The organism is Pseudoalteromonas sp. NSLLW24, assembly GCF_015864725.1.
Lineage (GTDB): Bacteria > Pseudomonadota > Gammaproteobacteria > Enterobacterales > Alteromonadaceae > Pseudoalteromonas > Pseudoalteromonas arctica.
This window is the reverse complement of sequence record NZ_JADYWQ010000008.1, coordinates 91913-104631: the sequence shown is the minus strand read 5'-3', so window position 1 is coordinate 104631 and position 12719 is coordinate 91913. Positions and strand designations below refer to the sequence as shown.

Sequence of the window (12719 nt, the reverse complement as noted above, 5' to 3'; positions counted from 1 at the left end):
GGGTTAAATTGTTTATGACAAATAACAATAATAAATTGGTAATAACAATAAGATGCGCTTAAGCACTATTAAATTAGCGGGCTTTAAATCGTTTGTAGAGCCCACTAAAATTCCATTTCCTGATCAAATGACGTGTGTTGTAGGCCCTAATGGCTGTGGCAAATCTAACGTTATTGATGCAGTACGATGGGTGCTAGGTGAAAGCTCTGCTAAAAACCTGCGTGGCGATGCCATGACCGACGTTATTTTTAATGGCTCAACTAATCGTAAAGCCATATCACAAGCTTCTGTAGAGCTTGTTTTTGATAACGATAAAGGTAGTCCTTCAAACACATTTGCCGATCGAAACCAAATTGCAATTAAACGCTTAGTAACGCGCGACGGGCTATCGCTGTACTTTTTAAATGGCAGTAAATGCCGTAAGCGTGATATTACCGATATATTTTTAGGTACAGGTCTTGGTCCGCGTAGTTACGCAATTATTGAGCAAGGGATGATATCGCGCTTAATAGAAAGTAAACCACAAGAATTACGCGTATTTTTAGAAGAAGCTGCTGGTGTTTCTAAATACAAAGAGCGCCGCCGCGAAACACAAACTCGCATTAAAAGCACCCGCGAAAACCTTGAGCGTTTGTTAGATGTGCGTAAAGAGCTGCAAAGCCAGTTAGATAAATTGGCTGTGCAGTCGGTTGATGCAAAAAAATACCGAGAGTTAAAAGCGCAAGAGCGCACGTTAAAAGGGCGAATTGCGGTTTTAAAATGGCAAAAGTTACATCAGCAGCAACTTGAAAAAAGTACTCTAATTAAAAAACTGAACGATCAAATTTCTTTTTTTAAAACCGCTAACTCAGGGCATGACGATGTACTTGCAAGCTTAGAAGGGCAAGTACAAGCTCAGCAAGATAAACTAAGCGATGCACAGCATCAGCAACATGTAATACACACCGAGCTTACCCGCGCTGAGCAACAGCAAATAAATGTAAAGCAACAAACTCAAACGCTTAAACAAAATTTAATTAAATTACAGCAACGCCAAACCCATAGCACTGAAGTTAAAACGCAGCAGCAAATTGTGTGTGATCAACTAAATGAAGCCCTGCAAGAGGCAAGTGAAAACGCGTTAATGTGCGAAGAGCAAGTTAGGAAGTTAACGCATGAGCTTGAGGAATTATTAGCACTGAAGCAGCGCCACAATACACACTGGCAAACTTTGTGTGAGCAACAGCAACAACTTAATAATAATGCGCAACTGCATAGCAGTCACATTAAACAAACTCAGCAGCAAATAAGCCACGTTAACGAGCAAATTGATCAGTTAAATGCGCAGCTTACTGACTTACAAAGTAGCGATGTAGAACAACAATTAATAGAGCAAACACAGCAAACACAAACATTAACCCAAGAACTTGCCGCTAAACAAACAGCGCACACGCAGTGCAGTGCTCAGCTTGAAGTGCAAAATGAGCGTGTTAATAACTCACAAAAGCAATATTCGACGCTTACTCAAACAATAAATGAGTTAAAAGCCAGTATAACGGGGCTTAAAAGTACATTAGGGTTTGATGAAGAAAGTGAAAGTACTAATGGTTTGTTTAATCAGCTAAGTGTTAAAGAAGGCTTTGAGCCCTTAATAGAGCAAGCACTTAAATCGCTAGAGCACTTAAATGTAAGTGAGCAGCAAGCTGATAATAGTGTGTGGCCAATTAGTGGTAAGCACATTGCTGAAAATAGCTTAGCGGCATTCATAACAAGCGGCGTGTACCCAGATCATTTAACGCGCATTGCTTATAGCGAGAGCGGTGATCTAACGCTGTTAAAAGATGCTTATTATACAGCCGTTATGGATAAAAACGGTGCTTTATATGGTCGTAACTGGCATGTAAGTGCCGATAGAAATGCCGAAAACTCATTACTTTTAAAACATAAGCAATTGCAGGATAAAGCTCAGCAGTTAACCAATGCCGAGGATGAGCTAAAACAAGTAACACACACTCGTGATGAACATACAGCTGATCAAATAAAGTTAATTAACGAGCAAAGCGAGCTAAAAGAAGCCATACATGAGCTTGCGCAAAATATAGCAGTAGCCGGTACACGCAGCGATATGCTCAAACAGCAAGTAGCGCACTTTAAGCTTCAACTAGAAAAGCTACAGCAACAAAAACAGCAATTAACCACTGCGCTTTTGCAATTAAATAACGTGCTTGATGAGCAAACAGAGCAATTTGAAGTGTTAAATGAGCAGCAACTTAACTCAGCGGATGAGGTAGACGCTGCAAATAGCCTGCGCTCACAAAGTGATAAAAGTTATAGCGAAGCATTAAGCATGCTTGAGCAATATAAAACGCAAGCGCATAAGGCAACGCTCTCAGAGCAAAAGGCACGCAGTGAATGGCAGTTAAGCCAAACCAAATTGAGCCATGCAGAGCAAGAGCACGTTAGTGCATCTGAAGGTGCGCAAGAATTACTCAATGAAATAGAAGAACTGCTTATACCAGAGCAAGAACTTGGCGATAAAATAACGCAGTTTTTAGCGCAGCATCAAAAAGGCGAGCAGGCACTAGTAGTGCTACAAAAAGAATTATCTCACGCTAAAGAAAGTTTAAACACCAAGCAAGCAAGTCTTAAAAACTCACAAGGTGAGCTGGTGGGCTTGCAAGAGCAGCATCAAAAGCTAACAATTGAAGAGCAAAGCTTACTAATAAAAGCGCAAGTTGCGCTCGAACCATTAGAAGAGCTAAAGCAAAGCTTAAAAGCAATACTTGATGAATTACCTGATTCATTGAATTTAAGTGCAGCGCAAAATCAGTTAACCGGATTTACTAATCAGTTAGATAAATTAGGTGCAGTAAACTTAGCGGCAATAGAAGAGTTTGATTTAGCTAAAGCTCGTAGTGATTATCTTGATAATCAATTAGATGATTTAACAAAAGCGTTAAGCACCCTTGAAGGTGCAATTCGTAAAATAGATAGTGAGACCAAAACACGCTTTAAAGCGACGTTCGATCAAGTTAACGAAGACTTTGCAGAGCTATTTCCTAAAGTTTTTGGTGGTGGTAGTGCGTATTTAGAATTAACCAGTGACGATTTACTCGAAAGTGGTGTTAGTATAATGGCACGACCACCGGGTAAGAAAAATTCAACAATTCATTTGTTAAGTGGTGGAGAAAAAGCGCTGACCGCATTATCATTAGTGTTTTCTATATTCAGGCTCAATCCAGCTCCTTTCTGTATGCTGGACGAAGTAGATGCACCATTAGATGATGCCAACGTTGTGCGTTTTTGCCGTTTGGTTGAAGAAATGTCACAATCAGTGCAGTTTATTTATATTAGTCATAATAAAATTGCGATGGAAATGGCTGGTAGATTAACAGGTGTTACTATGGCAGAACCTGGCGTATCGCGTATGGTTGCTGTAGATATAGAGCAGGCTGTGCAACTTGCACATGCATAAATTTTTATAACAAGTGTATTATTTTTTAATTAATATACAGGTTTTAGGCATATCAAATAATAAAAGGTGAGGGGATGGCCGAACAATTAAGATGGGTTTTAATCATTATCAGTGTAGTTGTCATTGGTGGTTTATTAATACATGGATTGTGGTCTGTGAGAAAAAAAGACCGCCCAGAAGTATCTGATAACGAGCGGGTTGAACCATTACAAGAAAGCGCATCAGCTTCATCTAAACCGTTTCGAACTGAGGCTGAACCAAAAGAGCCAATGCAAAACGAACGTGATGAGCCACAGTTTGGTGAGCTTAACTTTGATGCAAATGAGCCGCAAATAGATACAAGCGTGCCAGAAGTGCCGATTGAAGATGACCTAGAAATAGTTGATGACCTAGAAGCAAAAGAGCAAAGCGCTGAAGAAGCACCTGCCCAAATGTCTGACTTTGTTATTGTACATATTCAAATGCCGGAAGAGCTTAGTATGCAGGGCAGTAAATTATTGCCAGCAGTTAACACTTTAGGTTTTAAATATTCTGAGGAAGGCTTTTTTAATCGCCATTTAGATCCGGCTGGTCAAGGCCCTGTTTTATTTAGATTAGTAAATATGTACAACCCAGGTACGTTTGATATTGATAATATGGAACAGTTTAGTACCGCAGGGGTAAGCTTATTTATGACGTTACCGTGCGACGGCGATGGTCTAGCTGCATTTAATATGTTGCACAGCGCAGCTAAAAAGTTAGCGGATGAATTTGGTGCGCAAATTTTAGATGCTGAGCGAAATGAAATGACAGTAGATCGCGTAAGACAATATGTTGAGCAGGTTCGTTCTTTTTCAGCGTAAATAACGCATACATTATATTTTTATAAGCCACTGGACGGTGAATCGTCAAAGTGGCTTTTTTTATGTTTATTGAGGTTTAAATGTCTAGCAGCATTAGTGAGCAAGTTAATCATCTTCGTACTACATTAGAGCAACACAACTATAATTATTATGTGCTCGACACCCCCAGTATTCCTGATTCTGAATACGATAGGTTATTACGCGAACTAAGCGCACTTGAAACCGAGCATCCTGAATTTTTAACCGCCGACTCACCTACACAAAAAGTAGGCGGTGCAGCACTTAGTAAATTTGAACAAGTAGCGCACCAAGTACCCATGTTATCGCTTGATAACGCCTTTAGTGAAGAAGAATTCACTGCGTTTAATCGCCGTATAAAAGAGCGTTTAATGAGTACTGATGAGCTTACTTTTTGTTGTGAACCAAAACTTGATGGTTTAGCTGTATCAATTATTTATCGCGATGGTGTGCTTGTACAAGCGGCTACTCGAGGTGATGGTTTTACCGGTGAAAACATTACTCAAAATGTTAAAACCATTCGTAATGTACCGCTCAAGCTACGTGGTGATTACCCAAAAGAGCTTGAAGTTCGCGGCGAAGTATTTATGGACAGCGCTGGCTTTGATAAATTGAATACTGAAGCGCAAAAACGCGGTGAAAAAGTATTTGTTAACCCGCGTAATGCAGCGGCGGGGAGTTTGCGTCAACTCGACTCTAAAATTACCGCTAAACGCCCACTCATGTTTTATGCGTACAGCACCGGGCTTGTTGCTGATGGCAGCATTCCTGAGGATCACTATCAGCAATTAGAAAAGCTGACTGATTGGGGGCTACCTTTGTGCCCAGAAACAAAATTAGTTGAAGGTCCAAAAGCCGCGCTCGAGTACTACAGCGATATTTTAACGCGCCGTGGTGAGCTTAAATATGAAATTGATGGCGTAGTAATAAAAATAAATAAAAAGACCTTACAAGAGCGTTTAGGCTTTGTGGCACGTGCTCCTCGTTGGGCTATTGCGTATAAGTTTCCGGCGCAAGAGGAAATAACCCAACTACTTGATGTTGATTTTCAAGTCGGTCGTACTGGCGCCATTACACCTGTTGCACGTTTGAAGCCTGTTTTTGTGGGTGGCGTTACCGTATCAAATGCAACGCTTCATAACAGTGATGAAGTTGCACGTTTAGGCGTAAAAGTAGGCGATACAGTTATTATTCGCCGTGCTGGAGACGTAATCCCACAAATAACTCAAGTTGTACTTGAACGCAGACCTGATGATGCCAGAGATATTGAATTCCCGACGACTTGCCCAATCTGTGATTCTCATGTTGAAAAGGTTGAAGGCGAAGCTGTAGCCCGTTGTACGGGTGGACTTGTATGTCCTGCACAGCGTAAGCAAGCTATTAAGCACTTTGCTTCGCGCAAAGCGCTGGATATAGATGGTCTTGGGGATAAGATTGTTGATCAGTTAGTCGATAGAGAACTTATAAAAACGCCTGCTGATTTGTTTATTTTAAAACAGGGGCATTTTGAGTCACTTGAACGTATGGGACCTAAGTCAGCTAAAAACTTAGTAACAGCACTTGAAGAGGCTAAAGGCACTACGCTTGCTAAGTTTTTATATTCATTAGGTATTCGAGAAGCCGGGGAGGCGACAGCACAAAATTTAGCTAATCACTTTCTAACCCTTGAAAATGTAATAAATGCCAGCATTGATAGTTTAACGCAAGTAAGTGATGTAGGCGAAATAGTAGCTGCTCATGTTCGTGGCTTTTTTGATGAAGAGCATAATTTAGCAGTTGTTAATGCGCTGATAGATCAAGGTGTAAACTGGCCAGCGTTGAGCGCACCTTCTGAGGAAGAACAGCCGCTCGCTGGGCTTACATATGTACTTACAGGTACGCTTAATACACTTAATCGCAATGATGCAAAAGCACGATTACAACAACTTGGTGCCAAGGTGTCTGGTAGCGTATCGGCTAAAACAGATGCGTTAGTGGCGGGTGAAAAAGCAGGTTCAAAACTAACAAAAGCACAAGACCTAGGCATAGACATACTAACTGAAGATGAATTAATTGAGTTGCTTATAAAGCATAACGGTTAGGAAAATGACAATGAGCCGATATGGGCCAGAATACTGGGATAAGTACGGAAGTTACCGTACGCCTATTGCATTTCATTTAAGTGTGCTTGTGCTATTACGCAGTTATTTTATTTGGGTTATTGCGGCTTTAAGCCGCAGGCCTGAACTAGATTTAATGTCGTTATTTTTTAAAAATAAAAATGATTTTTTTATCGCAATAACGATTGGAAGTATTGCAATAATACCGACTATTTTATTTTGTTTACGCAGACCACGAGATTCACACAGTGCAAGCAACAGGTTAGCAAGAATATGGCGACATATGCGCTGGCCTCTTATTTTATGTGCAGTTGTTGATTTAACATGGTTAAGTGTTCAAGCAGCGCATAGCCATTATCGATTTTCATCATTTTTAGCAGTACAAATGATGATTGTTTTATGGGTATTATGGTATTTGGTGAAAAGCCGCTATTTAACTGTTTTCTTTAATGATTGGCCTGAGCCGACAGAAAAGGCATCAGAAGAAAAAAAGCGACTTAAAAGGGATTAGTTGTGGACGCCGTAAATAAAAAAATAGCGATAGCTATATCGATAATAGGCTTTGTGCTTATTATTTTAATGATTAGCACTGAGCTTTTAGAGTTTATGTGGTTTAAAGCGTTATTTGGGTTATGGGTATTTGTTTTTTGCTCAAGCGTTTATAGGTTAACGCCTTTATTTAAATCAAGAAACAGGCTAGAGGATTTTATTCAGCGAGACGCCCAACACTTATTACTTTTTAGTTTGATGGGATTTTTTGATAAAAAGCACGGTCCAGATTGGTTAGTTATTGAGAGTATTGAACGTATAACGACAAAGGATGATGAGCTAATAATTTACAGTAATAACGAGCGCCAAATGAGTGTTAGTTTACCTGTAAAAAAAGCAGAGCTAGATAGTTTTATTAAACGAATACTTAGCGATTCAGAAAAGCAAACCATTACCTTTAGCTAAGAAAATTACCTTTAAGATTGAACGAGTTTTAGTCTTAAACGGTCAACACTCCTTAGCTGATCTTTAGTGTATTAAATAACGTAACAATTAGCCGTACTTTTTATGACTTTATAAAGTATAGCTAATCAACTATTCAATGAGGCTATTATGTTGAAGTGGAATGATGTTATTAACTTTGCCACCAATGGCAATCCTACCCCAAGTAAAAAAGTAGTCAAAACTGACGAGCAGTGGCGGATGCAACTATCAGAAGATGAATATTACGTAACACGTAAAAAGGGAACAGAGCGCCCAGGTAGCTCGGGTAGTTGTACATTACTCGAACCTGGAAAGTATGTGTGTATTTGCTGTGATAATCTATTGTTTGATGCTGATGAGAAGTTTGATAGTGGTACTGGTTGGCCGTCATTTACGCAACCTGCGACAATTGAAGCGATTGGCTATGTAAGCGATACAAGTCATGGTATGGAGCGCATAGAGGTGGTTTGTAACGTGTGCGATTCGCACTTAGGTCATATTTTTCCAGATGGTCCATTACCAACGGGTTTACGTTATTGCGTTAATGCCGCATCAATGAAAAAGCTCTAATATTTTATTTACTAGCGCTTTGAATATCTAAATTCATTTCTTTTGCTATGTGCAAAATCTTATCTAAACGCTGCGTCTGATCTGCTTGTAATTTAGTTTTATCAAGAAGGGCGTAGCACCTTCTAGCAAGATCCATATTAAATGTGCTGCCAGATTGCTTAGTTGAATCAAATAGGCACTGTAATAAATTAAGTGCGATACTTTGATTACGAGGCATGACTCTAAACGCTTGTGTAAAAGCTTCCAACGCAGTATTTAATTGGCCTTTATTAAATTGACTAACGGCATGGTTGTTAAGCTCTTTTGGACCCATTTTAATATCGCGTCGCTCACTTTGTTGCTGCTGAATATAACGTAAGTAAGTTGTGTCGCTAACTGCGGGATGTCTTTCACAGTGGCTAATTATTTGTGTGAATAAGGTTTGCGCCTTTTGATGAAACCCCAGTTCATGAAATGCTTTTGCTTTATCAAGTGCGCCATCAACCGATCGGATATGAGTATCGTCATCATCAAGTTGTTCAATTAGCTTTTTAGCTTTTTGATGCTCGTCTTTTAAGTAATGGAGTCGTGCATTAAGTACATCAATTTGAGCTTGATTAGTATTATTAGGAAACTGTTTTTTTAAATCATTAATGTACTGATTGGTTTGCCTAGAAATTCGTTGAATTTGATCGGTTTGATCAGTCGTTAGCGCAAAGTCGATACCTGCACGTGCTGCATTCAAATATACATCGGGGTGGTCGTGTATTGAGTGTTTTGCAAAGGTGGCTATATCTTTTTGAGTTAAATAGCTTTTTTCGTAGTCGTGATTAATTAGCGACACATTACTTAGCGATTTTTGGCGTGTGATATTTCGCGGTGCAATTTCTGCAGCTTGGCTTAAAAAGCTTTGTGCTAGCTCAAATTGATTTAGCTTTATTTCTAATCTGCCCAACAAATCAAGGGCTACTAAACGAGTTTCTTGGCGCTCTAACATTGTTTTGAGCATTCGCTGCGCCAAAATATGTTCGTTATTCGCTATAAGTGCTTCTACTAAGCCTACTTTTGCCCAAGCAAATTTTTGAATGTCGAGAACAGATTTAAAAAAGTCTTTTGCATCTTGAGCGCGCTTTAAGCGAAGTAAGGCATCACCTTTTAAGCGAAGTAGGATAGGGCTGTAATTATTATTTTTTTTATCCAGAGCGGTATCAATAAACTTAATAGCTTTTGAATCGTTACCATCATCAATTAATGAATACACTGTTTGTAAGTCGTGTTTACGCTTTAAGATTCGTTCAATGCGTATTTTAAGCTCTTGTACTGTAAAAGGTTTAACTAAAAAGTCATCAGGTTGCAGCTCAAGAACACTATGAACGAGTGAGCCACTTGTTTCTGCTGAGATAAAAATAAAGCCAGTCGAGCTTTTTATGAGTTGCTTTACACGTAGCTCTTCATAAAGCTGGTAGCCATCTTGGTGTTTATTTAAGTTGAATGAGCAAACGATTAGATCAAATTCTTCACTTAAACACTGCTCTTTTGCAGAATTTGCATGATCAGCAAAGCGCAACTGCCGAAAGCCAAGCCTTTCTAACGATTGTTTCATATAGCTTTGAGCAAGTGGTTGCTCTTCTACTATAAGTATTTTGGCTTTTGAATAGATCTTAGTTGGCATTGGCTTAAGCGTAATTGTATTTAACACAGACTATAATCAACAGTTTAACTCCTTACAAGGGAATTTAAATGATAGCTGTATTTATTAGGTACTTAACTTTGCCTAATACGTTTATCTAACTACGAAGGTACTGAGCCGAATAACATAATTAAAAACTAAATAAGTAAAATTGATAACGCTATATTTGATGAGTGCTTTGATATGGAAATTTAGATTTTAATAAAAATATGAAATGTATTTAAGGTAAAAAGAGGAGTTAAACGTATTTAATATGGGAAAAGAGTTATTACTAGAGAAGTTGTCATTTAAAGAGTTGTCTGATGGTATTTATATGTGGTGGGTGATTACTTGGCTTGATACTAGTGACCCTCGCCATTATTTGTAAAGGGTGGCGATGCTCTTTTTCTTACGGCTAAGTTAATTACATACGATTTATATATTGAGTTTTTATAAAGTTCTTAAATGTATTTAATATGCGAAGAAAGAGTTATTACTAGAGAGGTTGTCTGATGGTATTTATATGTGGTGGGTGATACTGGACTTGAACCAGTGACCCTCGCCTTGTAAGGGCGATGCTCTCCCAACTGAGCTAATCACCCACATATAATAGGTATGCCTGTTATTTAATTCTTTATTATCAAATTAACCGCTTGATGTAATTTGGTGGGTGATACTGGACTTGAACCAGTGACCCTCGCCTTGTAAGGGCGATGCTCTCCCAACTGAGCTAATCACCCAAATTACATTTTAACATGCACCATTCTAGGAATGGTGGGTCGTACTGGACTTGAACCAGTGACCCTCGCCTTGTAAGGGCGATGCTCTCCCAACTGAGCTAACGACCCATATTACATGCTACTACCTATATAAATAGTACTGGACTTTAACCAGTGAACTTCGCCATCTTTTATAAAAGGCGGTGATGCTCTTTTTTCTTGTAACTGAGCTAACGACCCATATTACAATTTTAAAACACGACTATTATATAATAATAGGTTTTATATGTGGTGGGTGATACTGGACTTGAACCAGTGACCCTCGCCTTGTAAGGGCGATGCTCTCCCAACTGAGCTAATCACCCACATATAAATTAAAACACTACTATTAAAATAAATAGTACTGGACTTTAACCAGTGAACTTCGCCGTTACTTGTAAGTAGCGGTAATGCTCTCTATTTTCTAATTGAGCTTAGGACCCATATAGAATTTAGATGTGAACACTTTAATTAAAAAGTGGTGGGTGATACTGGACTTGAACCAGTGACCCTCGCCTTGTAAGGGCGATGCTCTCCCAACTGAGCTAATCACCCACATCTAAACAACATTGCATTGCTGCGTTGTTGTGGGGCGCTATTATAGATAGAGTTGAAAATGTGTCAACACTTGAATGATAAAAATGTGCTGAATGAAGGTTTTATAAACAATAGGATATGGTTGAAGTCTATTTTATCATCAAATTTGATATTGCAGTTCAATTAAGCACCTAATAAGCTCCTAAAAGTGAGTAGGGAATTGTATTTTATTAATCTTAAATTTAGCTTCACGATACTTATTGTTTTTTTTACTGGAGTCGTTTTTATGATTATGAGCAAGATGGATTAATATTAGGGCGAGTTATTTAGTGAATAGAGCGGTCCTTTAAAAATGAATTTAATCTAAACTCCCCAAAACAAATGCTATTTTCAGCATTCTAAACTCTATTTTTGTACTTACTTTATTTTTATAAGCCAACCTAGCCAAATCGTAAATACTCATACTTCACTAATAGCCTTCGGATTAAGACTAAATAGATCACATATAACTAGTGCGTGTTGACCTTTGTGGATTGAACCCAAAGGGCAGCGCATGTTTGGACTTTATGCGGCGTTATCGCCTATTCATGGGTAATAACCAAACTACATAGGCTCTGCCTTGCCTAAAAACCAAACATACTGCTGCAAATTCACCCACCAAAGATCAACACGCCCTGAAGTTTTGTACATAGCATTACGAAGCTACAATGCTCTTTAAAAAATGTTCTTCAAACAATAATCGAGTTTTTGAGTACGAGTTACGCTGGTTATTAAGCAAGTAAAGGCAGTGGGCACTCTCAAATCCACATTTAAGTTTTGGTTATTATAAGCAATTGTAACTTTTAAACTATTAAGGCGATTGGCGGGGCCTTAATTGGTAGTTTTTAGATAAGTTCAATTTGCATATAAATGTATACCTTTGCTTTGATGCAATTTTGTTGCATTAAATAGGGGTGTAGGGTGTTGTTAAGTATTCGCTGCGATATAGTGATGTTATTATAAGCAGTAGGGCTAGAATCTTATTCAAATTGTATTTTTTAGCACGCTTGATAGCCAGTTTGTTGAAAATTAAACCATTTAAATAAAGCTAGGTAAAAAACTGTTGACTTTATTTTGGGTGGTGCATAGAATGCGCCCCGCACTAAGCGATACACGATGTGTTTATCACGGCGGGTATTGATTAAGTTGGGGCCATAGCTCAGCTGGGAGAGCGCTTCGCTGGCAGTGAAGAGGTCTGCGGTTCGATCCCGCATGGCTCCACCAAAAATTAGTGTTTTGTCCTAGGGTAGCAGTTTTCTGTGTCCCCATCGTCTAGAGGCCTAGGACACCGCCCTTTCACGGCGGTAACAGGGGTTCGAATCCCCTTGGGGACGCCACTTACTTATTTTAAGTATTGTGTAAAGCAGTGTGACACCGCACTCTCTATGCACGACGTTATCAAGAGTACTAATCTCTTGGGGACGCCACTTACTTATTTTTAATAGGGAAGTGAAGTGTTATTAAGAAAGCTCGTCTGAAACGAGTCTAAAAATTCAGTTGTCCTAGTGACACATTTATGTGTCCCCATCGTCTAGAGGCCTAGGACACCGCCCTTTCACGGCGGTAACAGGGGTTCGAATCCCCTTGGGGACGCCACTTACTATTTTAAGTATTGTATAAAGCAGTGTTACATAACACTCTATATGCACGATGTTATTAAGAGTATCAATTTCTTAGCTATGTCATTTACTACTTAGATAGGGAAGTGCAGTGTTATTAGAATAAAACCACAAATTAATACCCTCATTTTACACTTCATTTTTATATCAATCTATTTACACT

7 protein-coding genes and 8 tRNA genes are annotated in these 12719 nt (G+C 38.9%); 9 read left to right on the top strand and 6 right to left on the bottom strand.

Annotated features, from left to right (window positions below):
• Positions 1-52 precede the first annotated feature (52 nt).
• The 6 genes from I6E72_RS10295 to msrB all read left to right on the top strand — a co-directional run bounded on the left by I6E72_RS10295 (position 53) and on the right by msrB (position 7955).
• A complete protein-coding gene (locus tag I6E72_RS10295) occupies positions 53-3454 on the top strand; it encodes a chromosome segregation SMC family protein (protein WP_197112235.1) in 3402 nt (1133 codons plus the stop codon).
• Between the two features lie 74 nt (positions 3455-3528).
• Entirely contained in the window at positions 3529-4296 is a 768-nt protein-coding gene (gene zipA, locus I6E72_RS10290) for a cell division protein ZipA (RefSeq protein WP_007584012.1), read from the top strand.
• 80 nt (positions 4297-4376) lie between these two features.
• Positions 4377-6395, top strand: a complete 2019-nt coding sequence (gene ligA / locus I6E72_RS10285; RefSeq protein WP_165734827.1) for an NAD-dependent DNA ligase LigA — start codon at positions 4377-4379, stop codon at positions 6393-6395.
• 10 nt (positions 6396-6405) lie between these two features.
• Positions 6406-6924 (top strand): DUF2919 domain-containing protein, encoded by a 519-nt coding sequence (locus I6E72_RS10280; protein WP_007584017.1) that lies wholly within the window; start codon positions 6406-6408, stop codon positions 6922-6924.
• Between the two features lie 2 nt (positions 6925-6926).
• The gene (locus I6E72_RS10275) at positions 6927-7367 is read left to right on the top strand and encodes a hypothetical protein (RefSeq protein ID WP_165728880.1); all 441 of its coding nucleotides are present in this window, start codon (positions 6927-6929) and stop codon (positions 7365-7367) included.
• A gap of 147 nt (positions 7368-7514) precedes the next feature.
• Positions 7515-7955 (top strand): peptide-methionine (R)-S-oxide reductase MsrB, encoded by a 441-nt coding sequence (gene msrB, locus I6E72_RS10270; RefSeq protein WP_007584021.1) that lies wholly within the window; start codon positions 7515-7517, stop codon positions 7953-7955.
• A gap of 4 nt (positions 7956-7959) precedes the next feature.
• Here the strand turns inward: msrB and I6E72_RS10265 are convergent, their stop codons facing one another.
• The 6 genes from I6E72_RS10265 to I6E72_RS10240 form a co-directional block, all read right to left on the bottom strand.
• Positions 7960-9606: a tetratricopeptide repeat-containing response regulator gene (locus I6E72_RS10265; RefSeq protein WP_197112233.1), complete on the bottom strand. Its 1647-nt coding sequence runs from the start codon at positions 9604-9606 to the stop codon at positions 7960-7962.
• Positions 9607-10129: 523 nt separating this feature from the next.
• A tRNA-Val gene (locus I6E72_RS10260) sits at positions 10130-10205 on the bottom strand.
• Positions 10206-10267: 62 nt separating this feature from the next.
• A tRNA-Val gene (locus tag I6E72_RS10255) sits at positions 10268-10343 on the bottom strand.
• 32 nt (positions 10344-10375) lie between these two features.
• Positions 10376-10451: transfer RNA gene (locus I6E72_RS10250), tRNA-Val, on the bottom strand.
• Between the two features lie 160 nt (positions 10452-10611).
• Positions 10612-10687: transfer RNA gene (locus I6E72_RS10245), tRNA-Val, on the bottom strand.
• A gap of 153 nt (positions 10688-10840) precedes the next feature.
• A tRNA-Val gene (locus I6E72_RS10240) sits at positions 10841-10916 on the bottom strand.
• Positions 10917-12085: 1169 nt separating this feature from the next.
• Between I6E72_RS10240 and I6E72_RS10235 the strand changes: the two genes are divergently transcribed.
• The 3 genes from I6E72_RS10235 (at position 12086) to I6E72_RS10225 (ending at position 12533) form a co-directional block, all read left to right on the top strand.
• Positions 12086-12161: transfer RNA gene (locus I6E72_RS10235), tRNA-Ala, on the top strand.
• Positions 12162-12198: 37 nt separating this feature from the next.
• Positions 12199-12274 (top strand) — tRNA-Glu (locus tag I6E72_RS10230).
• 183 nt (positions 12275-12457) lie between these two features.
• Positions 12458-12533 (top strand) — tRNA-Glu (locus I6E72_RS10225).
• Positions 12534-12719: the final 186 nt, after the last annotated feature.

What these genes read in the sequence shown, in the direction of transcription:
- I6E72_RS10295 (WP_197112235.1), top strand. Translation starts at nt 53, where the DNA reads ATGCGCTTAAGCACTATTAAATTAGCGGGCTTTAAATCGTTTGTAGAG.
- zipA (WP_007584012.1), top strand. Translation starts at nt 3,529, where the DNA reads ATGGCCGAACAATTAAGATGGGTTTTAATCATTATCAGTGTAGTTGTC.
- ligA (WP_165734827.1), top strand. Translation starts at nt 4,377, where the DNA reads ATGTCTAGCAGCATTAGTGAGCAAGTTAATCATCTTCGTACTACATTA.
- I6E72_RS10280 (WP_007584017.1), top strand. Translation starts at nt 6,406, where the DNA reads ATGAGCCGATATGGGCCAGAATACTGGGATAAGTACGGAAGTTACCGT.
- msrB (WP_007584021.1), top strand. Translation starts at nt 7,515, where the DNA reads ATGTTGAAGTGGAATGATGTTATTAACTTTGCCACCAATGGCAATCCT.
- I6E72_RS10265 (WP_197112233.1), bottom strand. Translation starts at nt 9,606, where the DNA reads ATGCCAACTAAGATCTATTCAAAAGCCAAAATACTTATAGTAGAAGAG.